This window comes from Streptomyces coerulescens (assembly GCF_042657965.1).
GTDB classification, from domain to species: Bacteria; Actinomycetota; Actinomycetes; order Streptomycetales; family Streptomycetaceae; genus Streptomyces; species Streptomyces coerulescens.
This window is the reverse complement of the sequence record NZ_JBHSKM010000019.1, coordinates 657,068-680,814: the sequence shown is the minus strand read 5'-3', so window position 1 is coordinate 680,814 and position 23,747 is coordinate 657,068. Positions and strand designations below refer to the sequence as shown.

Sequence of the window (23,747 nt, the reverse complement as noted above, 5' to 3'; positions counted from 1 at the left end):
GGGTCTCTCCCTCTCAGATCCGGGCGTGGCAGGTCACCGTGAAACCCAGCGCGGCCCGTGCGCCCTGGTCGGTGAAGAACTGGCGCAGCACGCCATTGGTCAAGTGCGCCCACAGCACGGAGCCGTTGAGCGTTGGCGCGGTCGGGTTCGCGCCGGAGGCGCGGATCGCGTCCTCGATGACGCCGAACAGCTCGAAGGCCCGGGCCCGTACAACGGTCATCTCGCGGTCGCCGGTCCAGACGTCGATGACGCCGTGGATCGCGAAGTCCTCGTCCCGGGTTCGGGCGCCGGCCGAGTTGAAGGTCTGGGCGATCTCTACGGCCTGGTCGCCCTCGGCCGACCAGCCCACGGCGATCACGTCGTCCCGTGAAATGTCCTCCGCGGGCGGGCCATCGAGGATGTGGACGCCCTTCTGGAGCTCGGCCCGGGCGCGGAGAATCGCGAGCAGCTCCGTGATCGCGTTCGGTACTGCGGAGGTCGCCATCACGCCATCCCTGGTCCGATGTTGTCTGGGTCGAGGAGCTGCAGCGCGCGGTTGGGGATCGCGTAGCCGAGGCCGGGGATGGGCTCGGTGACGTCGAAGTCGCCGGTGCCGAGCTGCGGCCGGCCGGGCCCGGCCTGGGTGCGCCACAGGTGCTGGAGGATCAACTCGGTGGCGACCGCGATGTTCTCGGGCACGATGCGCCGCCCTGCGGTGTAGGTGACGCGCAGCGGGCCGTACAGCCGCCCGCCGTCCTTGCGCCGGACGATGCCGGCCGCCGGGTCGAGGTCCAGGCCCGCCACGGTGTAGGACGTGCCGCCGTCCAGCACGGCAGCCACCGCCACCAGCTCGAGGGCCGGCGTCTTGTGCAGCGCGAGCGCCTCGACCTGACCGACGTTGTGGGTCTCGGTGACCGTACGGACCGCGACGGGGCCGACGAACCACTCCACGCACCGGGTGGTGGCGCCGATCTTCCGGCGCACCTCCTCGTCCTGCGACGTGCCGTTGAGTTTCAGATGGGTCTTCGCGTCGGCCAGCGAGATGATCCACGTGGGGACGGCGTCGCGGACGTCGAGGACGTCGACGTAGGCGCCCGCGTTGACGCCGCTCGCGACCCACCGCACGACGTGCCGGCCGCTCTGCACCGTCGGGAAGTCGTAGGCGTAGGTGCCGGTCGAGACCGGCACCACCGGGGACACGACGACCGCGGTCCCGTCCGGCTGCGTGATGGTGAGCTCCATCGAGCCGGCATTCGCCAGGGTGCCGTTCGCGTCGCGCACGGTCGTGCCGAGCGGGACCACATCGCCCAGGTCGTAGCTCACATCAGCCTCCCGCCACCGTCGAAGTCATGCGCCAGTTGGGGCCCGGCCCGGCGAAGCCACGCTGGAGCGGGCGCAGCCCGCCGGACCGGGAGATGTTGAGGTGATCGAGCTCGGCGAAGTCCGAGGCGCCGGCGTCACGGTGCGCCTCGAACAGCAGCGACAGATCGCCGTGACTGGCCCACGCAGGGGAGACGGCCGTGCGCAGCACCGTCCAGGCCAGCCCGTCGGGGGAGGCCTCCCAGTACAGGCTGCCGTCGCCCTCACGCAGCCTCAGCCACGCGTGTGCGCCGGCGTCGTAGACCGGGAACAGGGCGCCGCCGTCGGCGTAGCCCTCGCGCAGATAGAGACCCATCGCGCCCTGCGCCCGGTCCACCAGGAAACCCGCGTCGGTGCCGCCGACGTCGGACAGGACGAGCAGCGAGCACGCGGCCGTCGTTCCCCCGCCGGCGGCCGGCGGGTACACCCGGGCGGACACCTGCGCCCACGACAGGGTGTAGGCGCTGGCCGTACGGGCGCCCGCATAGCCGGTTGTGCACGGCACCCGCAGGCGGCCGCCCTGCTCGACTGGATCGCCGTAGGACTGCGACCAGCGCGCAGGGTCCAGGACGCCGTCGTCGAATCGGTCGGACAACATCCCGAAGCCTGGCACTGGATTGCCCTCCTACCAGCTGCGGGTCTCGGGCGTCTCGGCGCCGCCCCCGCCGCGGGAGTAGTCGGCCGTCTTCTCCGCACCGAGCTGGCTGCCTCCCTCGGCCTCATCGCGGAGCCGTGCCGCCTCCAGGACCTGCTCGCGGTTTTTCGCGATCCCGGCCCGGTTCTCACCTTCGCTGGCCTCGACCTCGAGCACGCGCAGCGCCTCCTGCTCTCCGACGGTGTCCAGGTATGCGAGGACCTCCTTGTTGGTGTGCTCGCGTGGATCGAACGGCGTGGCCACTTCTTCGGCCTCCTGCTCGGGGTCCTCGTTCTCGAGGTCCGCCGGATCCGCGGGCGTCTGGTCGCCGTCGGCGGAGGCCGCAGCGGCTGGCAGACGTACGGTCACCGACCAGCGCACCCATTGCTGCCCGTCCTCGGCGTCGGCCGGGGGCTCGGCTGCCTCGAGCGTGGCGTCGAGGACCTCGAGCTCCTGGCCGTCCTCGCCGACCACCAGCGGCGCCAGGTGCGACGTCGTGGCGGTCTCCTCGGCGGGCACACCGTCCTCGCCGTCGACCAGGGCGGCGCGGTGCCCGTCGGCCCAGGAGGCGGCCTCTTCTTCGCTCACGTCGACGACGTCGCCGGGGGCCCACGAGAAGTCGGCCCCGGCGATCGCCTCCAACACCCTGATGCGCGCCATCAGTTGCGGACCACCGGGGCCACGCGCGGGTTGGCGAGCACGATGTGCGCGCCGTACACGCCGCCGGTCGTGGCCGACGCCACGGTGACCGCCACGCGCAGGTACCGCTTCTTGCCCTTGTAGCCGATCTCGTACACGGTCTCGTCCGTGCTCGAGGTGACCGCGGGCTCGGTGCCCTGCAAGTCCGCGTCGGCCACGGCCGCCCAGCTGGAGTTGTCGTCGGACTCCTGCACCGCGAAGGTGTGGGTGCCGTCGGTGACCGTGCCCACGGGAATGACGACCAGGGCGTCCTGGAAGTGTGACGAGTCCTCGGCCCGGTCCACCGTCGTGCCGTTGACCGTCGCGGTGCGTGCGGCCGGCGTCAGGGTGTTCTTGACGAGCAGGTTGCTGTACGCGTCCCTCACGACGCGCTCCTTCCTGTGGATGCCGACGGGCCCAGCCGTGAAGAGCTGGGCCCGTGGGCTGGGGTGGTCAGGCGGCGGAGTGCTGGTACATCCGGATCGCGGACGAGTCCTGGATCATGCCGTCCAGGCGGGAGAACCCGAGGAAGGCGACCTGCAGCTTCTCCGCGTAGCGCTCGGTCAGCCGCAGCGTCTGGACCTGCTGCACCTGCCGGATGACGTAGCCCGCCTTGAAATCGCCGAAGGCGATGGTCTTGGCGCTGGCGGCCGGGACGGGCATCGAGTTGTCGAGGGTGTACTCGAAGCCGTTGATGGTGGCTGGGAACCCCGGGGCGGGGATCGGCACCCACAGCGGGCGCTGCTGGCTGTCCTTCAGCTTGCGGATCACCTTGAGGGTGTTGTCGTGCATCAGGTACCGGCCGTTGGGACGGTAGGCGCTGTCGACGCTGTGCTCGAGGTCGATCAGGTCGTCGTAGATCAGCGACGTGGTCTGGCCGTTCGCACCCTGCTTGCCGACCACCGCGCCCGTGGTCAGGCCCTCGGGCTGGTCGACGCCGGTGCCCGTGGTCCAGGCGCGCGCGGCACGGCGGCCGATGCGCTCGCCGAGCTTCTTCGGCACCCACGAGTCGAGCGGGAACACCGAGTCCTGAAGCAGGGACATCGACAGCTTCACCTGCTTGGAGCTGAAGATGTACGCCTTCAGCGTCCGGCCGCCGACCTGGATGTCCTGCTCGCCGGCCTCCTCGTTCTCGCCGAGGATCTCGCCCTCGTTGGAGGTGTCGTCGTTAGTCGGCCACTTCAGGTCGGCGCCGGTGCCGGTCGGGATGACCTCGGCCAGGCCGAGCAGACCGCCGAAGGCCTTCATCGTCTCGGTCATGATGTTGCGGAACTCGTCCGGGACGAGGAATCCGCCGGCGGTGTCGATGTTCGCGCCCATGGCGCGGAGATCGACCTCGTTGTCCATCATCAGGTTGCGCTGCTCGGGCGTGAGCCGGTCCATGCCGCCACGCAGGTAGCGACCGAAGGCGTCGGTGTAGCGCTTCGCCTTCTCCTCGGCGTCCGTGCCGCGGCCCTCGCCGGGCTCGCCGCTGGTCGTGACGATCTGCCCCCGGTCGATCTTGTCGAGGGCGGCCATCTTGTTCAGGCGCTCGATGTCGGCGGACACCTCGGTCAGCCGCGCCTCGGCGGCGTCCCAGTTAGCACGCTCCTCAGCAGTCCAGTCCCGGTTCTCGCGCTCGGCGAGAGTCTGGATGTCCTGCATCCGCTGCCAGACGGTGTTCTGCTCCTCGACGAGCCGGGTGAGCTGTGCGGTCATGTCTGTCCTTCCCAGGCATGCCGAAGGCCCCGAGTAGCTACTCAGGGCCTTGGGGTGAGTACGGGTTACGAGCGGGCCGTGGGCAGCCGGTAGCGGGCGGCCAGGCCCCTCATGCGGATCACGCGCGGGTCGGTCTCGCTCCGAGTGGTCTCTGCCGGCTCGGGGGCGGACGGGGCCGCGGCGGGCTCCGGTGTGCTGGTCTCGCGAGTGGACTCACCCGGCTCGCTGTGCTCAGCGTTCAGTTCTGGCGCCTTGATCCCGGCATCCTTCAGGTGCCGGGCCAGGTGCTTGTAGACCGCCTGGCGGTCTTCCTCGGGGATCGTGGTTCCACCGCGGGCGCCGTTGAGGACGCCGATCCCGGTGGTGCACGCGACCGTCGAGGCCGCGCCCACGTTCCCGTCCATGTCGACGAAGTGGTGGATGAACCGGTACGAGGACTTCGCCTCGGCGGCGCCGACCGGGTCCACCCAGGCGTGCGCCATCCTCAGCGCCGCCTCCTCGCTGGGGAGATCCTTCGAGTTCGCCGGACCGTCCCACGCCGAATCCGAGGTGTCGGTGGAGTGCGCGGCCAGCGCCCCGCGCTCCTCGAGGCCGGCCTCCTGCCGCGTGTCGCCGTCGGCCGCCTGGCTGGCGGGTGCGGCGCCGGCGGCCGGGCCCTTGTCGCCGACCAGCTGGAGCAGGTCGCGCAGCTCCGGCCGGTACTTGGCACGCTGCTCGATGGCCGCCGGGTCACCGCGCTGTACGAGCGCGGAGGCGACGCTGGCGAGCTCGGCCTCAGTGTCCTCGTAGGCCGGGAAGGTGACCGCACTGACCTCGATCAGGCGGACCTCGAGGATGCGCCGCACCTCGACTTCCACGGTCTGCCCGTCGGAGGTCTCCACGGTCTCGGTCGACCACTCGTCCTTGATGACGTAGAAGCCGAACGACATGCCGGTGATGTTCCCGTTGCGGACGTTCGCCTTGAGGTCGTTGACGTAGGACAACGCCGTGTCGAGCGCTGAGTCGACCGGCAGGCCCACCGCGTCCTCGGCCACGTCCAGCGTGCCGGCCGACACCCGGGAGACGACGTAGTAAGAGTCGTGGTCGACGAGGAAGCGGGCGTCGCCCTCTTGCAGGGTCTTGGTGAAGGCGCCCGGTGCGATCTCCTCGTAGAACCCCCAGCGCAGCGGATTGCCGATCGCCGTGCGGCTGTTGAACTTCGCGGCGTAGCCCTTGAACCGCTCGCCGCTGTCGTCGCCCTCAATGGCCCGGATGACCACGTCTGCCGTCGAGAGAGGCAGGCGGCGGCGCTCCTCAGTCGTCGTCCTCGTCAGAGTCCTCATCAGAAGCCTTCCTCGATCTCGTCCGGGGTCGCCAGCAGCCGCTGCGCCTCCGCCATCAGCGCGGCCGCCCGCGCCCTGTTCGAGCTCGCCGCGGCCGGCTGGTCGCCGTCCGGCGCGAGCGGGTTGGACCCCAGCGGGGCCATGTACATCGGCTGCAGCCGCAGGTCGCCCTCCGCACCCTCAAGCGGCGGCTTGTCCTCGAGGTCGAGGATGTCGTTCGCCGAGTAGGCGCCCACGTCCCGCATCGCGCGGTAGAACGTCGCCCGCGCCGCCGAGTCGCCCCGCAGCAGGCCGCCCATCTGGTACTTGGCGTACAGCGACGGCGGCAGCAGCTCCTTCGTCACCCGCTGCTCGGTCGGCGTCAGCCACGTCGGGTTGAGGTCGAACGTCACCCAGCCCTGGGCCTGTTGCTCCAGGCCCGTGCCCCAACTGGTCGACTTGCTTGTCTCCATCAGCAGGAACAGCGGGACGCCGAAGATCCTCGCGATCTCCGCGTTCTCGAATTCGCGCGACTCCAGGAACTGGGCGTCGGTGTTCGGCATCGCGACGGGCTTGAAGGAGGCGCCGCTGTCCAGGACGGCGATCTCGTGCGAGTTGTCGACGCCGGACATCTTTGCTTTCCATCGCTCCTTGAGCCGTGCCGCCTGGTCCTGGTCCAGGCGTTGCTCGGTCTGCAACACGCCACCGACGAGGTTGCCCGAGCCGAACAGGCGCGCCGCGGACTTCTCGGCCGCCTGCGCCAGCCCGATGCCCTGCGCGGCCATCCTCACCGGCGAGCAGCCAGTGAGCCCGTCGTAGCCGAGGCCGGGGATATGCAGGACGTGGTGCGGCGTCAGCCGGTGCACGACGCCCCAGTCGTCCGTCACCCAGAACCACTTGCCGGACGGGTTTTCGTCCGAGGGCCTCTCCCGGTCGACCTGCACGCGCTCCGAGGAGATCGGCCACAGCTCCCGGATCTGCCCCGCCCCATTCCGGATCTTCTGGGTGTATCCGTTGCCCCACAGCGCGCGGTACGTGTACACGTACCGCCACAACTCGACCGGGGTCAGGTCCGGGTGCGGGTTGGCCAGCAGCTCCGAGGTCTGCTTCGTCTTCGTGCCGGTCTTGTAGACCGGCAACGGGAGCGCCGAGGACACACCTGCGATCACGTTCACGGCCCGCCATACGGCCGGCGTCCGCAGCGCCGTCGTCTCTGACACGGCCACGCCAGCGTCCGACCGCAGCCCGCCCAGGAACTCACTCAGCGCGGCGGAGGTGAGAGGCTGCGCCGGACTCTCCAGCCCCCGCTGTGCCCGCCCGTCGAACAGCCCGAACAGCCCGCTCACGACCCCTCACCCCCCACCGCTTCCCCACCGCGCCGCACCCGCGCAGCACGCCTGTCAGCCGACGCGCGCTCGCACGCCAGAACCCCCAGCACCCCGCCGGCCAGCAGCGCCCCAGGCACGCTCCACAACGCCAGCCCAGCGACCGCCACCAGGACGAACACCACCTCGAGCACCAGCAGCCAACGGCCCCCCGTACGAGCCTCCGGCTCGGCCGGCTCCTTCTTCACCACAGGTTCGGCGCCCCTTCCGGCTCAACGTCGTGGTACTGCTCCCAGCCCCACAGCGCGTACGTCCCAGACACCAGCGGAGACACGTCCACGCCGTCGCTGCGCCGCGACCACAGCCACGCATCGCCCACGTCGCGCTTCGTCGCGCCGGCCAGCGCCGTCGCCAGCGGCGCCTGGTCCAGGTGCCGCAGGCTCCCGGCCTGAGTGCGGTCGAAGAACTGGCCGCAGGCCTGGGTGAGTTCACGCACCTTCGGCGCCACGACCAGGTGGTCCCGGCCGCGCGGCTTGAGCCGCTTGCGCAGCTCCGCGGCCAGGGATCCGGCCGGACCGCCCTCGTCGATCACCCACACGCACGGTGACCACTTCTCGTCCCGCTCGACCGCCCAGTCGATCACCCAGTCCGTACCGGGGCGGTGCTGGACCACCTCGACGTGCCGGTCGTCGTGACCGGTCCGGCCGGCCACGCTGATCGACGTGTGGCTGCGTTCCGGAGTCGTGTCGATGGAGAACGCCACCGGGTCGGCGAGATCCGACTGCCGCACCCTCAGCGCGCGCCAGGTGGCCTCGTCGATGACCTGCCACGTCTCCTCGGCCTGCGCCGGGTAGTCGCCGACGCCGAGGCGCTCACGGTTGAACAGGTCCGGCCGCATCGTCGCGAGCTCGCGTCGTACGGCCTGCACGCGGATCCGGATCCCGAGGGCGGGGTTCACCCGCTGCCAGGTCCGCACGTCCGCACGGTCGTCATGCTCGGCACACACAATCCGGCCGTCCTCGTCCCGCGGGCATTCCCGCGTGTGCAGCTCGGCGGACCACTCCAGGTACGTCAGGGACTCGTCCGGCTCCTGCCGCGTCGCCAGTGCCCGCGCCCTCAGCAGCGCCAGCTGCTCGCTCTCCTGGCCGATGCCGGCCGAGCACGTGTACACCAGCTGCGGGTTCCGGCGCGCCGACATGATCGGCAGCAGCGCCCCGATCGGCGCGGCCCGCAGAGACATGGCCTCGTCCATCACGACGAGGTCGCCGGAGAACCCACGCCCCGAGCTGCCCGTGCGCGCCAGGAACAGGATGCGCGCCCCGTTGTGGAACTCGAACCCTTCCTCGCCGTGCGCGCGCACGACACGCTTCACGCGGCGGCTGAGGGCGTACGAGCCCTCGATCATCTGGTCCAGCCGGCGGAAGGACTCCCGAGCCGTCTTGAACTCGTGCGCGGTGTGGATGACGAGCTTGTCGCCGAACAGCATGACGCCAGCCATCTGGCGGGCCTCGAGGTAGCCACCCTTGCCGTTCTGGCGTGTGACGTTCTGGACGACCTCGAAGGAGGTCCACCGTCCCTCGTCGTCCTCGGCGAGCGAGTGGTGCAGGCCCATCTGCTGCCAGGGATCCAGCTTCAGCCCGGCGTCCGCGGCGAGCTCGATGGCCTCCTGGCCCGAAGGAGAGCGGAAGTCGAGCGCGGCCTGGTCCTCGACTCCGCTCCAACGCCCGGTCTCGATGCGCCGGTAGTGCGGGGTGGAGATGATCCGCGGGCTCTGGCAGCCGATCGGGTCAGGGCGGCTACGCGCTGTGGCGGGGACGGCGAGACGCGAGCTCATCAACGATGTCCCCCCTGCTCCTCGGAGGCGCCAGGGCTCGCACTGTGTGCATGGCCTGGCGCAGCTCGCGGGCGGTTGCCGCGACCTCCTTGGGGTCCACCGACGAGTCCATGATCTTGGCGAGGCGCATAGCGGCAGCGGCCGATGCGTTCTTCTCGGGGGATACGCCCAGGTCATCGAGCTCCGCCTTGGTCGCCTTCGCGACGGCGCCCGCGCGTACTCGCTTGGCTCCGGGGTCGGCCATGATCGCCTCCGATCCGAGGGGGCTGTCACGTTCCGTGACAAGCAGTGATCATCGCGGAGAGTGACGGGAGTCGAGGGGGTGATCATGGTCCGCTAAAGCGCTGAAGCGCGGGCCGGCGGATTAGCGATCGGCTCGGGGAGAGAACCGGGCGACAAGGGCGTTTGGGTCGCCCGGTCTTCCGCTGAAGTTTTGATCCACTCCCTCCCATCGACCGGCCGAACGATCATCAGCGCGCCGCTGGGTGAGGCCTCGGCGGGGCGTGATGTCGCTCTCGGTGATGGGATGTGGGGTGGTAGCGGTCGGTCACCACTCGCGTGATGACTGCGCGGTGGCCGGCCGGGCACGGCCACCCTGGTAGTGCCGGTACCAGCGGGTGACTACGCGTTCCATTGCGCTTGATCGCATTGCTCGCACGCGCTCGCGCACCACTTGCTCGCCTGGGTCAACGGTGATGATCTCGGCACCGAGGCGCTGGTAGCGGGTCAGCCAGGTGGCACTGGGCATGGTGTGGATCAGGTAGCAGTCGACCGTGTCGACGTGCTTCACGGCCTCGTCGATGGCTGCGTAGCGGGCGCGCAACGCCACCTTGCTGGCGATCGGGTCGTGGTTCCACTGGGGTGCGCCGGGGCCGGTGAGGGCGCGGGTGATGCGGTCCAGGTCGATGACGATGTCCCGGGGCTTGGCCCGGGCCTCGATCCAGCTGGACTTGCCCGCGGCCGGCGGACCGGTGACGACGTACAGCACGGCGCCTCACCTCCGGTTCCTGCACCAGGAGTTGCCGCAGTCGACGAGGTCGGGGTCCCTGTACGTGTCGGTGAAGCTGTCCGGCGGTCGGCTGGGCTCGAGGCCCAGCTCGTCCTCCAGCCGGCGGGTCTTGGCGTACGACGAGCGGTCGTGTGTCTCGCAGCGCCTGGCGATGCGGCGCAGGAGGCTCACGGTTCGTACTGCTCGACGATGGCGCCGTAAAGCGGATCGCCGGGCGTGCGGTCTGTGACCAGTGCGTCGGCCGACGTGGCGATGGTGCAGACGTTGATCTCGTCGGGGTGGTAGACGCAGACGAAGCCGCCGGGGAACTCGGCTGCGCCCCAGGTGCGGCCGTCGGCGAGGCGGACGAGGAAGGGGATGGCCGGGGCGGGTACGGACATGTGTCACTCTCCGCGTTGTGCTGCTGCGAGGGTCGCGTGGGCTGCGGCGAACAGGCGCGGTTCGTCGTCGGGTGAGAACCACATGGGCTCGCTGCCGTCACCGGTTAGCCGCCACCCGGTGACCTCGCCGGCCTCTCCGAAGGTCAGGCCCAGGGCGAGGCCGCGTGGGTGGAACACGGTGCGGTTGATGAGCCACAGCAGGCCGCTGTCCCGCAGTTCGCTGATGGGGCGGTCCGGGCTCCCGTCCGCTGCCTCCGCGAGGCTCTGTGTCGGGTCTTGGGTGCTGTCCGGTTGTTGCTCCGTGGCAGGTGTCGGGGTGCAGTCCTCGATGTGCAGGGCGACGGTCTCGGCGGCCAGGCGGTGGCCGTCGGTCTGGCTGACGACGCGGCCGTGGGAGCCGCACCCGTCGCACCGCCAGGACCGGCCGTCGCGTTCGGTGTATGCGATGGCCATGGTCACCACCTCCGTGGGTGGGGCGCGGGGCGTCCGATGCATGTGGGGTTGTGCCAGTGGAAGAGGCGGCAGGCGAGGCGCCGGGGCGCGGCGTAGGCGAAGTCGCGGGGCTCGTACAGGGCGTAGCCGATCCACCAGCCGAGGCCGGTGCGCTCCTGCCAAGCCATGTAGCGGGGTGTCAGGACGCGTAGCCTGCCGCGGGCGAGCTCGGCTCGGAAGCGCTGGCGGAGCTCGGCGTAGTCGTCGTCGTAGGTCACGTCCACCACCGCCGAATGTCAGCCCCGCAGGCGCGGGCGCGCCACATCATCTCTTCCATGTGGCTGACGTCCTCGTGGGTGCGGCATGGCCACATGCGTTGGAGGAACCAGGTCTCCCAGCTGTCGAGGCGGTAGCCGAGGAGGTCTTGGACCCTGGTGGCGATGCGGCACTCGCGTGGGTCGTAGCCGGAGAACTGGATGAAGAGCTGGGCTTGTCGCACGGTGGGGGCGATGACGAAGCGGAAGGGCCGTACGGCTCTCGTGGACTGCATGGGGTCTCCCGTGGAATGCGAACGGCCCGGCACCACGGGAGCGGTGTCGGGCCGTTCTGTCCGCTGTGATCAGCAGCGGATGCTGTGGGTCACCAGCGCCGGGACGCGCGGACCGGCTGGCGCTTGGCGTCGGTGCGGTTGCCGCGCTGCGAGTTGCATCGTCGGTGCGCGCTGCGGGCGTTGGCGGGGGCGAGGAGGTCACCGCCGCGGCTGAGGGGGACGGCGTGGTCGAGTGTGAAGGCGTCGCGGTGGCGCTGGGCGATGGGGCCGGTGAGGTCGTAGCGGATGGCTTCTCCGCACCACCAGCAGGGCAGGAGCAGGGCACGTTGCTTCGCGCACAGGCGTCTGTAGGGGCGGCCGTTGCGCACGTTGCGGGGCGTGCTCATGCGGTGCCCGGGCTGCGCAGCGTCTGGACGTGGCGGGCGAGCTCCTTGCCGACGTCCTTGGGGTCGAGCTGCACGGTCAGGTCATACGTCGCGGGGCCGCTGTCGGGGCTGACCGAGAGGGCCGCGCTGACGCGGGCCCACATCTCGGCGAGGCGGCCGGCCTCGCTGCTGCGCGCGGTGTGGCGCTGGGCGCGCTGGCGGGCCTCGGCGACGGCTGTGCGCATGTAGTCACTGCCGGCCTGTTCGTCCGCGTACTCGGTCTCAGCGAGGGCCTGGTCGTGCTGCTCCTGCGCGATGTGGGCTTGCTCGAGCGCGCACTCCTGGGCGAGGCGCAGCGCTGCGAGCCGGTCAAAGGTGGTGCGCGGTGCGTCGGGCACGGTGGGCTCCTGGTGGCGAGGAGGGACGCCCGCCGCACAGCTGCCGGCGCACCCAACCCCCCAGAAGTGAGCGCCGTGTGAAGCGACCCGTGCGGCGGGCGCGGGCACGACGAAGGCCCCGGATCTCGCCGTGTCCGGGGCCTTCGCGGTGCGTTGTGGGTGTCCGTTTTTGGACATGGTTGTGTTTGGTGTGATCGTGGCGCACGGATCGTCGCACGTCAAGCAGGGTTTACCGGTGGGCGCGTTGACCTGCTCGTGTGGGCTTGGCGGCGGCCTTGGCGGCGTCGACGGCGTCGACGGTGTACAGGGGGTATCGGGGGCTGCCGGCAGAGCGGTGGAGGATGCCGCGGCGTTTCCAGTCGCGGATGGTGTCGGGCTTCACGCCGGCGGCCTTGGCAGCGAGTTCGGTGGTGAGGTAGCCGGGGGGTGTGGACGTGTACCGCATGGGGCTCATGATGCGGTACGGGCGTGCGGGGCGCGCGGGTTGGGTGTCACGAACTCGTCACTCCCACACGGGGCATAGGGTGCGCAGGTCACAATCGCGCGCATGCCAGACACCAGTGAAGCGAGAGGCTGGAAGCCCAGCCGCACTCAGAAGATCGTCGCCGTCCTACTGCTGCTGATCGTGTGGACGGCCGTGGCCAACTCCTGGACGGAGAAGGGCTGCGAGCTCCCCCAGGGGTACGTGTACGTGATCACCCACGGCGGCAGCCCCGACCGCGACCAGGGCTGCGAGGACGAGCCAGGCGGGCCGGTGTACACCGACCAGTACTACGGCTGAGGAGGAGCACGTGGACGGTGGGGACCTGGCTACCTGGGTTGGTTCGACCTTCGCTGCGATCGCGGCCGGCGCGACTTTGTGGACCCTGAAGAGCCAGCGGGACCAGATCGGTGAACAGCGGACATTCATCGGTGAGCAGACGCGGTTCATGGATGAGCAGCGGCAGAACCTGGAGTTGGAGCGTGCCGAGCTGCGGGCTGCCGCCGAGGACCGGCGCTCGGCGCAGGCTCGGCAGGTACGGATGCACGCGAAGAAGTATGGCGCGCGTCTGGACGGCACGGGGCAGGGGGCAACGCCCGATGATCACTGGGGCGTTACCGTGCAGAACGGCAGTGACGCGTCACTCCACCAGCTCGATGTCCGCTTCGGCGACGCGCACTTGGCATCGGAGGTGTACGAATGGCCCGCGTACGAGCTGGGCAACCTGCGGGCCGCAGTTGGCGAGCGTTTGTCCAGGCCGGTGTTCCTGCTGGGGCCGCGCAGGGCCGTTCGCTTCGTGTCCCAGCAGTGGACGGGGCCAACGCTGCACAACAATCGGCCCACGCTGTACTTCACCGACGACGGCGGAGTCCGCTGGTCCCTTGATATGCAGGGTGACCTCGCGGAGGCGCCCGACAGTCCGCAGTGACGGCCGCCGGGCGCGGCGCGTGGGTCACCCGTCCGTACGGCGGCAGCCCTGACCGGGACCAGGGCTGCGAGGACGAGCCCGACGGGCCTGAGTGCACCGACCAGTACTACGGCTGAGGGAGCCGGGTGCGTCTGGCGTGGTGCGGCAGCGGCCCGCCGTTACGCCGCCTGGTGCGCGGTCAGTCGCTCGCGGGCGATGTCGGCGTAGCGGGCAGACTGCTCGATCCCGATGAAGGCGCGTCCCTCGAGGAGCGCTGCGGCCCCGGTGGTGCCGGACCCGGTGAACGGGTCGAGGACAGTGCCCCCGACGGGGACGATGCGCACGAGTTGCTGCATGACGTCGAGGGGCTTCTGGGTGATGTGCCGGCGCTGGCTGCCGCGGGGCTGGCTGCCGGTGAAGTGGCCCGGCAGGTACACGGGTTCGTTGCCGGGGACCATGGCGCCGTTGCTCCCCCAGACGATGAACTCGCAGTCCTGCTTGAGTCGTCCGGGCTGCGGGCGGGCGGTGGTCTTGTGCCAGACGGCGACGCCGCGCCAGGTATAGCCGGCGGCCTGGAGGGCGTCCGTGGTGACGGGGAGCTGGCGCCAGTCGGTGAAGACGAGGGCCGCTCCGCCGGGTCTGGTGAGGCGGTAGCAGTTGGCGAGGATGAGTGACAGCCATGCGAGGTATGAGCGCTGGTCGCGATTGTCGCCAGTGAAGTCGCCGAGGTCGAAGCCGTGGTTGCGGCCGCCTTCGGTGAGGTACTTCTCGCGCGCGGTGCGGCTGGTGCGCTCGGTCATGGTGCGGCCGCCGCTGTTGTACGGGGGGTCGCAGATGACGGCGTCGACGGGGGTGTCGAGGCGGTGTAGGACCGTGAGGGCGTCGCCGGTGTGCAGGGTCCAAGCGGTCATGGGCGTGCCTTTCGCCGGGTCGCGTGCGCCATGAGGCGAGCGAGTCGTGTGGGAAGGCGACTCTGCGGTCCCGGCCGGGGCAGATGATCAACGATCACGTTATCGCACAGGTATTCGATATGGAGCGGTCTGTAGTACGCCTGAGCGGGACGAGTGAGGCCCCGCCACGACGGGGGATTGCGTGGCGGGGCCGGTCTCCAGTGTGGCAATGGTCAGTTGAGCTCGTCAGGCCGTCGGGTGGCGTTCTGCTCGTGCATCGAGCGGTCCGACTGCTCGGTGAAGGTCTGGCGCTGCTCGGGCGTCCAGTCCGCGACGCGGTCGGGCAGCTCGCTGACGAGGGATCGCAGGGCTTGGGTCTCGGGCCCGGTGCTGTTGTTGCGTGCCATGCTTCTGGTTCCTGTCTCTTGGTTGGGATGGGAGGACCGGAGCGGGCCGCCTCTGCTTGGCGGCTGGGAGCGGCTCGCTCCGGGGCTTGGGTGGCTCGCCTATCTGCCCCAGCAGTTGGCCAGGATCAGGGCGAGCATGACGAGCGCCGCGGCGAAGGAGTGCCGGGGCAGGATGCGGGCGCCTCGGGCCTGGGCGTGGACGCGGTGGACGCCGTCGCCGCCGAGGGGTGCGAGGCCTCCGTGGATGGTGTCCCGATGGTGCTCCTGCTCGGCCTCGGCGTCGGCGCGGTCGGGGTGCTCGACGGGGGACTCGGCGCGGCACTGGCGGCAGCGGTACAGGTACGGCATCGGGGGCTCCAACGGGCGGTCGGGGTTTGCTCCTACGGCCCGCTACGGCCGTAGGAGCGGTTGCTACGTGGCTGGTCAGAGGCTTGCTACGGCGGTTGCTACGGGTCGGTGGCGGGGGCGTCGGAAGGGGGCGGGGAAGGGGTCCTGGCCCAGGCCTCGAGGTCCACCCGGTGGACCCCCCGGTTGACCTTTCCGCGGGTGTCCCGGACGGAGGGGCGCAGGGGGATGTTGCGGGCCGTGAGGGCGGCCTCGACTTGGGCCTCGGTGGGGGGCTCGGTGCCCTCCTTCTCGGCGGCCCGGGCGAGCACCGCGGTGAGGGTCTTGCGGTGCACCCCGGGGGCGTCTCCGATCAGCCGCCAGACCAGGGCCGGCAGGGGGTCCACGGGGGCCTGCTCGGCGGCCTTCACCGTGGCCTTCGCGCGGGGGTGTTCGAGGCGGGCCAGGAGGCGGTCGAGGGACTCGCGCGGCACGAACGTGACCACCGCGGCGGCCAGGCCGATGACGACGCCCCACGTGACCCACACGCTGTAGTAGCCGGCGGCCCACACGGCGACCACGTGCAGGCCGTACGTGCCACGGACCCCGATCCGGAGGCTGCACCAGGTCAGCCAGCCGCGCACACCAGCCGCCAGGGCGCCGAAGACGCCGGCGGGCGCCGCCTCGTCGCCGAGAGCGTCCTGCTCGTCGTCCTGGTCCTCGAGGGCGCTCCCCTCGTCGACGGCCTTGGGCTCCGGCTCGGGGGCGGGCTTCCTGCGTACGGGAATGAAGGCCATCACTGGAGGCCTGCCCGGGCGTTCTCGATGGCGTCGCTGATGATGGACCAGCGGCCGCCGGCACCTGCGGCGACGTAGAAGAAGACGAGGGCGGTGTAGCCGACCTGCCGGGTGGTCAGCTTCTTGAACAGCATGAAGATCAGCACGCACAGGGCGATGGCGGGCATCGTGAGGCCCTTGAGGAAGCCCTGCGCGAAGCCGACTCCGGTGCCGATGATGTCCGGCACGATCGCGAACGGGCCACCGGCCGCCTTGTAGGCGCTGCCAGCGAGCATCGCGACCAGGACGGTCGTCCACCAGCCCAAAGGCTTGAGCTTGCCCTCACCAGGGATGCCCCAGATCATCAGGCAGGTCAGGGCGGCGGCCACGCCGACCGTGCCGAGGTCTCCGAACACGTCAAACTCCCAGGTCAAGGGTCTGCCAGCCGACGCCATAGAAGGCGAAGCCGGTGACGATGGATGCGATGGGGATGGCCGCGACCCAGCGGATGGGCAGGCGGGCGTGGCGGGCCCGGTGGCGCAGGGCTTCGCAGCCGAGGGCCAGCAGGCACCAGAAGATCGCCGAGGGGTTGAGCCAGCCGTGGTCGTCGATCCAGGCGCTGGTTCGGGTGGACCAGTCGACCCAGCCGAGTGCGTATCCGGCTGCGGCTGCGCTGCTGTGGAGGATCAGCCAGCGGATACGCGGCTCGACGGCTGCGGCTGCGTCGAGCAGCGAGCGCCGGGGCGCGGCCGGGGTGTCGACGAGTGCGCGCGGTGCGGGCCGAGTGCGCCGGGCCGGGCTGCGACGGCTGCGCTTGGCGCCGGTACGGCTGCGGGGCTTGGCCGGGCGGCGGCGTGCAGCCGTATCCGCGGTGCGCGGCTGCGCATCGTCCTCGAGGCCGTCGGTTTCCTCGGCGTCGTCGTCCTGGTGGTCGAGCTCGTCCGGCTCGTCGTCCTGGTCCTCCTCGACGTCGTCTGCGTCCTCCTCTTCGGCGGGTGCGGCTGTGGGGCGGGTGTCGACGTGGCGGCCGGACCACCAGGGCGGGATGCGCATCCACGGGCTACGCGCGCCGTCGCTCTCCTCGGCCGCATCCGCATCCGACTGCGCGTCCGTCGCCGGGGTCTGGTCGGCGTACAGCGCATCCCACCAGTCGTCCGCGGCTGCGGGCGGCTGGGCTGCGGCGTGCGCACTCGCGGCTGCGGCTGCGACGGTGACCGCATCCGGCTGCGGCTGCGGTGTGGCGTCGGGGCCGATGCCGCGGTCGCGCAGCAGGCTGGCGATGCGCATCTCGTCTGCGCCCTGCCCGCTCACCACTGGCCCCAGAAGAGCAGCGCCCAGAGGAGGATCGAGATCAGCGCGGCGCGGGCCGTCACGCGGACCCAGTCGACGTGAGAGTGCGACATGACGGCTGTCAGGGCGACGGCCACGAGCAGCAGCTTGCAGTTCATCGGGGTCCGTTCAGGTAGGGCGGGAGCAGCTGGTCGACGCGGGCGTCGAGCTGGCTGATCGGGACGTGCCCGCGGCGGCCGAGGACAAGGACGCGCAGTCGGGTACAGACGGCGCGGGCCGGGATGATGTGGATGCCGTCGAGCTCGAGGGGCTCGCCTTGTACGTCGGGGCCATCCATGACGACAACGGGGATGACGGGGACGCCGAGGACCTGGGCGACGGCGGACGCCTCGTGACGCAGGCCGTCGAGGCGGCCGGTGACGTCGCGGCTGCCGTGCCAGAGACGGCCGCCGGAGACGCTGACGGGCCGGCGGGCGGACCATGCCTTGGTGTCCAGGACCAGGACCACACCGCGCGGGGTGATGGCGAGGTGGTCGACGTTGGCGCGGCCGTACGGCAGGGCGCGGTCGTGCCAGATGCGCCAGCCGGCCAGGGCGAGTGGCGCGAGGCGGGCGGCCGTACGCCGCTCCCCTTCCGCGCCGATCTTGGAGCGGGCGGCGAGGGCGCCGGCCTGCGTGCGGATGCCGAGGGCTTCGGCGATGCGCACGCGCGGGGTGCGCAGCTGGTGGGCGCGGGCAGCTGCGGATGCGCCAGCGCGGCTGCCCGGGATGCGGCTGCGGATGCGGGCGGTGAGGCTGCGCAGCCAGCGCGGACCGCCGGTGAAGTACAGGTACAGGGCCGCTGCGAGGACGAGGGTGACGGCGGTCATCTCAGGCCTCCTTCGCCGGGGGCTGCGCATCCGGGGATGCGGTGGGCAGGGTGTCGGGCAGCTGGGCCTGGATGCGCTGGGCGCGGCGCTGGCCGATGCGCAGCTTGTTCTGCAGCAAGCGGAGCGAGGCTTTCGTGCCGCTCTCGCTGAGGGACTGCGTATTCAGCTCGCGGGCGCGGTTGAGGAGTTGCGCATCCGCATCCGCGGGGCGCAACTCCTGCACCGTCGGCCGGGCGGCCTGAGCGCGGCGAGGCTTGCGCGCCTGGGGGGTGGCCTGCGGTGCAGCCGGTTGCGCAACCGGCTCCGGCGCGGGTGCGCACAGGTGCGGCTGCACGGGCAGCATCGGAGCCAGGTCCAGCACGAGTGCGTCATCGTGGCCGACGTGTGCCGCCGCGTTTGGCGAGCCCTCGCCGACGAATGCGGTCGACGGCTGCGCGAGGGCGATTGCGGATGCGGCTGCGCTGTCGAAGTCCCCGGGCTCGGGCTGCGGTGCCGGGCCGAGTGCGGGCGGCGAGGACGGCTGCAAGATGGCGGTGTGCGGTTGCCTATCGGGCTGCGCATCGGGCTGCGCAGCCTTGGGGTGCAGGGCGATGCGCACCATGCCCTCGGTGACCGTGACGCCGTACTCGGTGCACAGGGACGCGAGTTCGGGCGCGGTCGCGTCCGGTTGCGCATCCCGTACAGCCTGAATGGCATCGATGGGGTGCATCCGGCGCAGCGCGGCACCGGCCACGCCGAGCGGGGTGGCCGAGTGCGGCAGGGTCGCGGTGTCGGCGGCCCAGGGGGAGTCGACGTGCATGGTGCGGAGCTCTTCGGCGGTGCGGCGGCCGGCGAGGTCCTGCAGAAGCTGGTGACGGCGGGCGCCGTCGACGGTGGCGCGGGAGCGGGTGACCGCGGCCGCGAGCCTGGCCTTGCCCCACGGGCTGAGGTACCGGCGGGCGCCGAGGCGTACGGCGCGGGCGTGGGCACGGTCGCGGGTGATCTCCTCGGCGCTGCGCTTGCGGGTGGCGAGGCCGAGGTAGGACAGCAGACGCTCGCGCAGCTCGTGCCCGATCTGTGCGGGCAGCCCGGTCGACAAGGCCTCGGGCTTGGCGACGCGGATCTCGAGGCCCATGGCCAGGTGCCAGAGCAGGGCGGCCATGATCGGGCCGAAGGTCGACCGGACGAGGCCACCGACGAGGCCGGACTCGGCGAAAGCGGGCACGAGCTGCACGGCGGCGATGCACCAGACCATGACGCCGGGCACGCCCGGGGTGCCGGCCTCGGTCTTGGTGGCGGTGGCCCGCTTGTTGGAGCGGGCCATGATGGCGCAGACGATCAGGACGATCTCACCGGCCGCGAACAGCCACAGCCGCTCGGTGCGGTCCATGTGGAGCTCGTGGTCGGCGAAGCGCCAGCTGGTGTCGGCGGAGAAGCCGGTGCAGACGAGGGCGCCGATGCCGGCGGCGAGGACGGGGCCGCTGGTGCGGTGGGCGATGTACGCGGCGAGGCCGGTCAGGACGAGGAAGAGGACGCCCGCGGCCGCGACGACGGGCCAGTGGCCGACCGTCCATGCGAGGGGCTGGTCCAGGAACACGGGAACTCCCAAGGAAGAGAGGCCGGCCCCGCTCGGGGGCGGGATGCGGGGCCGGCCGGTCTGGGGTGGGTCAGCGGTCGTCGGGCTCGGCCTGGGGCGTGTCGCCACTGGCGGCGATGCGCGTGAAGGCCAGCTGGTCGCGGGCCATGCCCTCGGCGATCCGCTGCTCGTCCTGCGAGCGTCTGTCGAGGGCGCAGGACAGGACCGTGGCGGTCTGGGACGCGAGCCGGTTCTGCTGGCGGGGGCTGATGCGGCGGGCCATCACATGGCCTCCGCGATCTCGCGCACCTGGACGGCGAAGTCCTTGCGCAGCACCCGCCCGGTGACCTCGGGGACGCGCTTGAGCAGTTCCGGGGAGAGGACCGGGTCCATGGTCGTGGCCTGGACGATCGCGATCCTGGCGGTCGGGGTGAGAACCTCGTCGGGCCGGCGGGTCTCGAGGCGCTCGGCGATGCCGGTGAGCATCTCCTTGACCTGGGCGTTCACGAAGGCCTTGCCGCGGCCGAATCCCCGGCTCATCCGAGGGCCTCCGCGGCCTGGCGCAGGCGCAGGACATACTCGCCGCGCGTGCGCTGAGGGGCAAGAGGCGGCAGCGCGCGGTACATGCGGGCGACGCTGTCCTGGGCGACCGGGTCGGGCAGCGTGCTGAGGATCGTGTCGATCGCGATGTCGAGGGCCTGCTTGCGGCTGTCGGCCTTCATGGGCTGGCGGGCGTCCAGTTCGAGCATCCGGGCGGTGACGATCAGGATCTGGGCGGCGTAGCTGGGCTGGTCGAGCAGCACCCGCAGGGCTACGTCGACGGGGTCGGGCTGGGTAAGGTCCATGGCGGACCTGCTCCTTTGATCGCTGGGACGGGTCCCCCCTCGGCCCGGAGGTGCAACTCCACATGGGCCGAGGGGTTTTCCGTTGTTGCCGGATCCAAAGTAGCGACCTTGTTGCCACGTGGCAACAAGGTCAGACAGGATGGTTCCCATGGCCGAGGCCGAAGGAGGGCCCGACATGGTGTCGTTTCGCGAGCTCGCACGCAGGCTCGTCTCTGACGGGATCGTCGAGACGATCTCGCATCAGCGGCTGTCGAAGATCGCGCAGGAGGACCCTGCGTTCCCGCCTGTCCGTAAGGTCGGCAGTTCGAATGCAGTCGACTACCGCCTCGCCCTGCCGTACTTCCGTGACCGGGTAACCCGACCTGGTCGGCGAACGGACTTGGAGGGCAAGCCGGCGAAAGACGGCAGCGAGGAGTGACAGCTGTGGATGACCTTGTGCGGTGGCTCGGACAGCAGCTCAACGAGGACGAGCGGATCGCGCGTGCGGCGTGTTGGGACGAGCAGTCGGACGAGTGGACTGCCCGCCCGCCCCAGGCGAGTTACGAGCGGTACACCGTCGCGGACTATCTCGACGACGGCGTCGTGGTGGTGACCCCGGAAAACGCAGACGCCGATGGAGTAGGTCAGCACGTCGCCCTGCATGATCCTGCTCGGGTGCTGCGCGAGATCGAAGCCAAGCGGCTGCAGATCGCGTGGTGTACCGCAACGATCGGCCATCGGGATCCCGCTCGCTATCGCGACGCGCTAGAGAAGGATGATCCTGATGCGCTCGCCGTCATGCTGGCGGTGAAGACGCTGCGCTTGCTCGCGGGGCCCTACGCGGACCGGCCCGGTTACCGCGAGGAGTGGCGGCCGTAGCCGGCCTCGACTGCCACCGAGCCCCTGCCGCCCACGCTGGCAGGGGCTCATGCATGCCGCGCCTAGGCCGCGGCGCCAGCATGCGGGACCGACAGAGCAGCTGGCTGGGCCTGTCCAGGCTGCAGCTTGCGCAGGGCCAGCCACGTCTCCGGCGGGTACTGGCACAGGCACCAGTCGCACTGCACCGTGCGGGTCAGGTCGGCCCACAGCCGGTGGCCGCAGATGATGCCGCCCTCGTCGACGGCGATGCAGTACCCCAGGAACGTTGGCTCCGGTGGCTCGTCGAGGGCACGGCCGGGCTGGACGACTGCGCGGACACGGTCGACCAGACGGCGGATGTCCCACCCGAACCCCTCGCCGGCGTACCAGCGGGAGATCCAGTCGAGGTGGTCGTCGAGGTCGGCGGCCGCGATGGTGACGCGGTGCGCGAGCGAGGAGGCCAGGATGGGACGGGCCATTCCGCGGGTCTCGTAGACGGCCTCGCGCCAGTCCTCGAGGACGCCGACGATCCCGCCGGGTGCCCGCAGGTCGAGGACCTCGCCGCGCAGAGGGAGCGGGGCCTCGGCGCGTCGGGTGCGGCCACCGTATGCGGCGGGTCCGGATGGGCCGGTGGTGCTGGGGGCGAGCCAGGCCTCGAGGGAGTCCCACATGCGGGGCAGACGCTGGAGGCGGGCGTGGGTGGCTTCGGTGCAGCTGTGGCAGAGGCTGCCGTAGTCGAGCTGGTGCGTGGTGCACAGGGTGCAGATCATGAGGAGGTCCGCCTTCCTGCAAGGTGGTGCGGGTGGGGTGAAAAGGTCTGCGGGATGTGGCCGGGTGCTACTCGGCCGTCGTGGGCGCCGCAACGCGGGGGAAGGGCCGGCAGTGGATGAAGCCGGGGGGCATGTCTGGGTCGGGGACGAGGGGGAGGCCGGTGAGCAGGGCCAGGCGGTCGTGGCCGGGGCGGTGTTCGGCCTTGGGGAGCGCGGCCACCAGCAGGGCGAGGGTGTCGGGGTGCGCCGCGATCTCTTGCACGGGTTCCTTGCGCAGCAGGTAGAACTTCATGGCTGCCGTCTCCGTCCGGTGGGCATCGGCTCGGGTGGCTGCGCGCCGAGGTGGGCGCTCATGACCGGTTCCATGCGGCGCTTGCGAGGAGGAGCAGTTGATCACGGCGGGCTTGGCTGACGATGGGCGGCACGGTGAGGACGGCGCCGGCGACCGTCGCCGACCACGTGCCGTCCGGCTCCTGCTTCCAACTCGGCACCACGGCAGTGGTGCTGAGGATGTGGTCGGGCTGTTCGTCCACCCTGCGAGCATCGTTGACCTGGGGTTCTTCCTCCGGGTGGACGACCGGGAGCGGTTCGGTGCTGGACTCGTCCACTCGCGAGGGCAGCTCGAGGCCGAGCTCCTCGCGTAGCCGCAGGATCCGCTGATCGGTCCAGCACGACACGTCGTGGTGGCGGTCGATCCCTTCGGGCAGCGCGGCGGCGTGGCGTGCGTGGGCCAGCACCAGGAGCCATCCGCTGTCGATCCACTCGGTGTCGCGGTGGTAGCCGTTGCACCCGCCCTGTCCGGGGGCCGGTGTGCCCAGCCGGCTGGGACAGCCGACCTCGACCAGCGGGTAGGAGAACCTGCCGATCAACAGGTCGCAGTGCTGGTGCTGCGCGATGCCGTCACGGATGGCGGCCTCGGCCGCCTCGGGGCTGGTGTACTCGCCGGCCTCGATGGCGGGGTCGTGGGACAGGCACATGATGCGGTAGGTGCTGCTCACGTCAGCTCTCCTTCGAGGGTCGGTAGGTGACTGCGAAGCCGGGCAGGCCCAGGCCGAAGTCCGGGTCGGCGCTGGCCGGCCGCAGCGGGGCGTGGAGCTCGGTTTCGTCGACGCTGCATGCCGGGTGCCTGGGGGAAGTGCCTGCGGGGACGCCGATCCAGCGGAAGGGTTCGCCGCAGTCGCGGCAGTTGACCTTGATGTCGGCGGTGTAGCCGACGATGGTCGGGTCCGTGTCGCTCGCGGTGAGCCGGTGCACGCCTACGAAGGCGTCGAAGTCGTCGTGTGGGCACGGCTTGTCGGGGTCGGCGGTCCGGCGGGGTCGGATACTCGCGCGTACGCGCTGCGCGTCCTCTTCGATGGCCGGGGCCTGCTGCTCTTCATCCCACCGCACGTTCCAGTACGGCGTCGACTGGTTGACCTCGGCGCAGGTGAATCCAGGGTGTGGGCCGCGGTGCGAGCAGTGGTCGAGGGCGGGACGGACGGTGTGAGCGTCGAGTGGGAGCTTGCCCGTGGCGGGGCGGTGGGTCCAGCGTGCGGGGTCGCCGGTCTGCTCGATGGGGTCGCCGCAGACGCAGTGCGGGCCGTCGGCGGCCTCGCGGGGGCGGATGCTCTCGAGGTCGATGGTGATGTTGTTGTGGGTCCAGTGGGGCGATCCGCCGTGGGTGACCTTGTTCCAGCCCTCGTCGACCTCGTCGTCGAGGTAGAAGGTCTGGTCGCCGTACACCACCTCGACGACGTGGCGGCGGGTGCCGACGAGGTGGCGGGCCCAGTACAAGGGGAAGGCGTCGTTGTCCGCGACGATCGCGGTGATACGGCGCGCTGTGCAGGGCTCTCCGTTCCAACGGGTGTCGGTCATG

At 70.9% G+C, this 23,747-nt stretch carries 39 protein-coding genes; 4 read left to right on the top strand and 35 right to left on the bottom strand.

Annotated elements, in window-relative coordinates; genetic code table 11:
* Nucleotides 1-13: 13 nt before the first annotated feature.
* The 19 genes from ACFPQ9_RS26185 to ACFPQ9_RS26095 form a co-directional block, all read right to left on the bottom strand.
* The gene (locus ACFPQ9_RS26185; protein WP_380857965.1) at nt 14-484 is read right to left on the bottom strand and encodes a hypothetical protein; all 471 of its coding nucleotides are present in this window, start codon (nt 482-484) and stop codon (nt 14-16) included.
* The gene (locus tag ACFPQ9_RS26180) at nt 484-1,302 is read right to left on the bottom strand and encodes a head-tail connector protein (RefSeq protein WP_380857962.1); all 819 of its coding nucleotides are present in this window, start codon (nt 1,300-1,302) and stop codon (nt 484-486) included. The genes ACFPQ9_RS26185 and ACFPQ9_RS26180 overlap by 1 nt, the downstream gene beginning before the upstream one ends.
* Before the next feature lies 1 nt (nt 1,303).
* Nucleotides 1,304-1,936 carry a hypothetical protein gene (locus ACFPQ9_RS26175; protein WP_380857959.1) on the bottom strand — a complete coding sequence of 211 codons (633 nt, stop codon included), beginning with the start codon at nt 1,934-1,936 and terminating at the stop codon, nt 1,304-1,306.
* A 27-nt stretch (nt 1,937-1,963) separates the two neighbouring features.
* Entirely contained in the window at nt 1,964-2,632 is a 669-nt protein-coding gene (locus ACFPQ9_RS26170) for a hypothetical protein (RefSeq protein WP_380857956.1), read from the bottom strand.
* Nucleotides 2,632-3,036, bottom strand: coding sequence for a hypothetical protein (locus ACFPQ9_RS26165; RefSeq protein ID WP_380857953.1), 405 nt, complete (start codon nt 3,034-3,036; stop codon nt 2,632-2,634). The genes ACFPQ9_RS26170 and ACFPQ9_RS26165 overlap by 1 nt, the downstream gene beginning before the upstream one ends.
* 67 nt (nt 3,037-3,103) lie before the next feature.
* Nucleotides 3,104-4,348 carry a phage major capsid protein gene (locus tag ACFPQ9_RS26160; RefSeq protein ID WP_380857950.1) on the bottom strand — a complete coding sequence of 415 codons (1,245 nt, stop codon included), beginning with the start codon at nt 4,346-4,348 and terminating at the stop codon, nt 3,104-3,106.
* A gap of 65 nt (nt 4,349-4,413) precedes the next feature.
* Nucleotides 4,414-5,670, bottom strand: coding sequence for an HK97 family phage prohead protease (locus tag ACFPQ9_RS26155; protein WP_380857947.1), 1,257 nt, complete (start codon nt 5,668-5,670; stop codon nt 4,414-4,416).
* Nucleotides 5,670-6,995: a phage portal protein gene (locus tag ACFPQ9_RS26150; RefSeq protein WP_380857944.1), complete on the bottom strand. Its 1,326-nt coding sequence runs from the start codon at nt 6,993-6,995 to the stop codon at nt 5,670-5,672. Before ACFPQ9_RS26150 ends, ACFPQ9_RS26155 begins: the two co-directional genes overlap by 1 nt.
* Nucleotides 6,996-7,218: 223 nt before the next feature.
* Entirely contained in the window at nt 7,219-8,808 is a 1,590-nt protein-coding gene (locus tag ACFPQ9_RS26145) for a terminase (protein ID WP_380857941.1), read from the bottom strand.
* On the bottom strand, nt 8,771-9,052 hold the full coding sequence (locus ACFPQ9_RS26140) for a hypothetical protein (protein WP_380857938.1): 282 nt from the start codon (nt 9,050-9,052) through the stop codon (nt 8,771-8,773). The genes ACFPQ9_RS26145 and ACFPQ9_RS26140 overlap by 38 nt, the downstream gene beginning before the upstream one ends.
* Before the next feature lie 303 nt (nt 9,053-9,355).
* Nucleotides 9,356-9,796 carry an ATP-binding protein gene (locus ACFPQ9_RS26135; protein WP_380857935.1) on the bottom strand — a complete coding sequence of 147 codons (441 nt, stop codon included), beginning with the start codon at nt 9,794-9,796 and terminating at the stop codon, nt 9,356-9,358.
* A gap of 6 nt (nt 9,797-9,802) precedes the next feature.
* On the bottom strand, nt 9,803-9,988 hold the full coding sequence (locus ACFPQ9_RS26130; RefSeq protein ID WP_380857932.1) for a hypothetical protein: 186 nt from the start codon (nt 9,986-9,988) through the stop codon (nt 9,803-9,805).
* Complete coding sequence (locus ACFPQ9_RS26125; protein WP_380857929.1) at nt 9,985-10,197, bottom strand: hypothetical protein; 213 nt, start codon at nt 10,195-10,197, stop codon at nt 9,985-9,987. The genes ACFPQ9_RS26130 and ACFPQ9_RS26125 overlap by 4 nt, the downstream gene beginning before the upstream one ends.
* Nucleotides 10,198-10,200: 3 nt before the next feature.
* Nucleotides 10,201-10,650, bottom strand: coding sequence for a hypothetical protein (locus tag ACFPQ9_RS26120; protein WP_380857926.1), 450 nt, complete (start codon nt 10,648-10,650; stop codon nt 10,201-10,203).
* Nucleotides 10,651-10,652: 2 nt separating this feature from the next.
* Nucleotides 10,653-10,916 (bottom strand): hypothetical protein, encoded by a 264-nt coding sequence (locus tag ACFPQ9_RS26115; RefSeq protein ID WP_380857923.1) that lies wholly within the window; start codon nt 10,914-10,916, stop codon nt 10,653-10,655.
* Nucleotides 10,904-11,179, bottom strand: a complete 276-nt coding sequence (locus ACFPQ9_RS26110; protein WP_380857920.1) for a hypothetical protein — start codon at nt 11,177-11,179, stop codon at nt 10,904-10,906. Before ACFPQ9_RS26110 ends, ACFPQ9_RS26115 begins: the two co-directional genes overlap by 13 nt.
* A gap of 89 nt (nt 11,180-11,268) precedes the next feature.
* Nucleotides 11,269-11,565 (bottom strand): HNH endonuclease, encoded by a 297-nt coding sequence (locus ACFPQ9_RS26105; protein WP_380857917.1) that lies wholly within the window; start codon nt 11,563-11,565, stop codon nt 11,269-11,271.
* Entirely contained in the window at nt 11,562-11,942 is a 381-nt protein-coding gene (locus ACFPQ9_RS26100) for a hypothetical protein (protein ID WP_380857914.1), read from the bottom strand. The genes ACFPQ9_RS26105 and ACFPQ9_RS26100 overlap by 4 nt, the downstream gene beginning before the upstream one ends.
* Nucleotides 11,943-12,171: 229 nt before the next feature.
* Nucleotides 12,172-12,387 (bottom strand): MerR family transcriptional regulator, encoded by a 216-nt coding sequence (locus ACFPQ9_RS26095; RefSeq protein ID WP_359407316.1) that lies wholly within the window; start codon nt 12,385-12,387, stop codon nt 12,172-12,174.
* Between the two features lie 102 nt (nt 12,388-12,489).
* Between ACFPQ9_RS26095 and ACFPQ9_RS26090 the strand changes: the two genes are divergently transcribed.
* Both ACFPQ9_RS26090 and ACFPQ9_RS26085 read left to right on the top strand, forming a co-directional pair.
* Complete coding sequence (locus ACFPQ9_RS26090) at nt 12,490-12,723, top strand: hypothetical protein (protein WP_380857910.1); 234 nt, start codon at nt 12,490-12,492, stop codon at nt 12,721-12,723.
* A gap of 10 nt (nt 12,724-12,733) precedes the next feature.
* Nucleotides 12,734-13,351: a hypothetical protein gene (locus ACFPQ9_RS26085; protein WP_380857907.1), complete on the top strand. Its 618-nt coding sequence runs from the start codon at nt 12,734-12,736 to the stop codon at nt 13,349-13,351.
* 158 nt (nt 13,352-13,509) lie between these two features.
* On the opposite strand, the gene ACFPQ9_RS26080 is transcribed toward ACFPQ9_RS26085, so the two are convergent.
* The 12 genes from ACFPQ9_RS26080 to ACFPQ9_RS26025 all read right to left on the bottom strand — a co-directional run bounded on the left by ACFPQ9_RS26080 (nt 13,510) and on the right by ACFPQ9_RS26025 (nt 20,285).
* Nucleotides 13,510-14,241: a DNA-methyltransferase gene (locus ACFPQ9_RS26080; RefSeq protein WP_380857905.1), complete on the bottom strand. Its 732-nt coding sequence runs from the start codon at nt 14,239-14,241 to the stop codon at nt 13,510-13,512.
* Nucleotides 14,242-14,453: 212 nt separating this feature from the next.
* Nucleotides 14,454-14,627 carry a hypothetical protein gene (locus tag ACFPQ9_RS26075; RefSeq protein WP_380857903.1) on the bottom strand — a complete coding sequence of 58 codons (174 nt, stop codon included), beginning with the start codon at nt 14,625-14,627 and terminating at the stop codon, nt 14,454-14,456.
* 99 nt (nt 14,628-14,726) lie between these two features.
* Entirely contained in the window at nt 14,727-14,975 is a 249-nt protein-coding gene (locus tag ACFPQ9_RS26070; protein ID WP_380857901.1) for a hypothetical protein, read from the bottom strand.
* A 98-nt stretch (nt 14,976-15,073) separates the two neighbouring features.
* Nucleotides 15,074-15,748 carry a hypothetical protein gene (locus tag ACFPQ9_RS26065; RefSeq protein ID WP_380857898.1) on the bottom strand — a complete coding sequence of 225 codons (675 nt, stop codon included), beginning with the start codon at nt 15,746-15,748 and terminating at the stop codon, nt 15,074-15,076.
* Nucleotides 15,748-16,143, bottom strand: coding sequence for a hypothetical protein (locus tag ACFPQ9_RS26060; RefSeq protein WP_380857895.1), 396 nt, complete (start codon nt 16,141-16,143; stop codon nt 15,748-15,750). Before ACFPQ9_RS26060 ends, ACFPQ9_RS26065 begins: the two co-directional genes overlap by 1 nt.
* 1 nt (nt 16,144) lies before the next feature.
* Nucleotides 16,145-17,014 carry a hypothetical protein gene (locus ACFPQ9_RS26055; RefSeq protein WP_380857892.1) on the bottom strand — a complete coding sequence of 290 codons (870 nt, stop codon included), beginning with the start codon at nt 17,012-17,014 and terminating at the stop codon, nt 16,145-16,147.
* A 20-nt stretch (nt 17,015-17,034) separates the two neighbouring features.
* Complete coding sequence (locus ACFPQ9_RS26050; protein ID WP_380857889.1) at nt 17,035-17,175, bottom strand: hypothetical protein; 141 nt, start codon at nt 17,173-17,175, stop codon at nt 17,035-17,037.
* Complete coding sequence (locus ACFPQ9_RS26045; protein ID WP_380857886.1) at nt 17,172-17,885, bottom strand: nuclease-related domain-containing protein; 714 nt, start codon at nt 17,883-17,885, stop codon at nt 17,172-17,174. Before ACFPQ9_RS26045 ends, ACFPQ9_RS26050 begins: the two co-directional genes overlap by 4 nt.
* Nucleotide 17,886: 1 nt before the next feature.
* On the bottom strand, nt 17,887-19,461 hold the full coding sequence (locus ACFPQ9_RS26040) for a hypothetical protein (RefSeq protein WP_380857883.1): 1,575 nt from the start codon (nt 19,459-19,461) through the stop codon (nt 17,887-17,889).
* A gap of 70 nt (nt 19,462-19,531) precedes the next feature.
* On the bottom strand, nt 19,532-19,723 hold the full coding sequence (locus ACFPQ9_RS26035; protein WP_380857880.1) for a hypothetical protein: 192 nt from the start codon (nt 19,721-19,723) through the stop codon (nt 19,532-19,534).
* A complete protein-coding gene (locus ACFPQ9_RS26030; RefSeq protein ID WP_380857877.1) occupies nt 19,723-19,980 on the bottom strand; it encodes a hypothetical protein in 258 nt (85 codons plus the stop codon). The genes ACFPQ9_RS26035 and ACFPQ9_RS26030 overlap by 1 nt, the downstream gene beginning before the upstream one ends.
* Nucleotides 19,977-20,285, bottom strand: coding sequence for a hypothetical protein (locus ACFPQ9_RS26025; RefSeq protein WP_380857874.1), 309 nt, complete (start codon nt 20,283-20,285; stop codon nt 19,977-19,979). The genes ACFPQ9_RS26030 and ACFPQ9_RS26025 overlap by 4 nt, the downstream gene beginning before the upstream one ends.
* A 148-nt stretch (nt 20,286-20,433) precedes the next feature.
* On the opposite strand from ACFPQ9_RS26025, the gene ACFPQ9_RS26020 reads away from it, so the two are divergent.
* Both ACFPQ9_RS26020 and ACFPQ9_RS26015 read left to right on the top strand, forming a co-directional pair.
* The gene (locus ACFPQ9_RS26020; protein ID WP_380857871.1) at nt 20,434-20,703 is read left to right on the top strand and encodes a hypothetical protein; all 270 of its coding nucleotides are present in this window, start codon (nt 20,434-20,436) and stop codon (nt 20,701-20,703) included.
* A gap of 5 nt (nt 20,704-20,708) precedes the next feature.
* Nucleotides 20,709-21,143, top strand: coding sequence for a DUF6221 family protein (locus ACFPQ9_RS26015; protein ID WP_380857868.1), 435 nt, complete (start codon nt 20,709-20,711; stop codon nt 21,141-21,143).
* 62 nt (nt 21,144-21,205) lie between these two features.
* On the opposite strand, the gene ACFPQ9_RS26010 is transcribed toward ACFPQ9_RS26015, so the two are convergent.
* The 4 genes from ACFPQ9_RS26010 to ACFPQ9_RS25995 all read right to left on the bottom strand — a co-directional run bounded on the left by ACFPQ9_RS26010 (nt 21,206) and on the right by ACFPQ9_RS25995 (nt 23,746).
* Entirely contained in the window at nt 21,206-21,892 is a 687-nt protein-coding gene (locus tag ACFPQ9_RS26010; RefSeq protein WP_380857865.1) for a hypothetical protein, read from the bottom strand.
* A 67-nt stretch (nt 21,893-21,959) separates the two neighbouring features.
* Nucleotides 21,960-22,184 (bottom strand): hypothetical protein, encoded by a 225-nt coding sequence (locus tag ACFPQ9_RS26005; RefSeq protein ID WP_380857862.1) that lies wholly within the window; start codon nt 22,182-22,184, stop codon nt 21,960-21,962.
* 58 nt (nt 22,185-22,242) lie between these two features.
* On the bottom strand, nt 22,243-22,890 hold the full coding sequence (locus tag ACFPQ9_RS26000) for a hypothetical protein (RefSeq protein WP_380857859.1): 648 nt from the start codon (nt 22,888-22,890) through the stop codon (nt 22,243-22,245).
* A gap of 1 nt (nt 22,891) precedes the next feature.
* Nucleotides 22,892-23,746, bottom strand: a complete 855-nt coding sequence (locus ACFPQ9_RS25995) for a hypothetical protein (protein ID WP_380857856.1) — start codon at nt 23,744-23,746, stop codon at nt 22,892-22,894.
* Between the last annotated feature and the right edge of the window lies 1 nt (nt 23,747).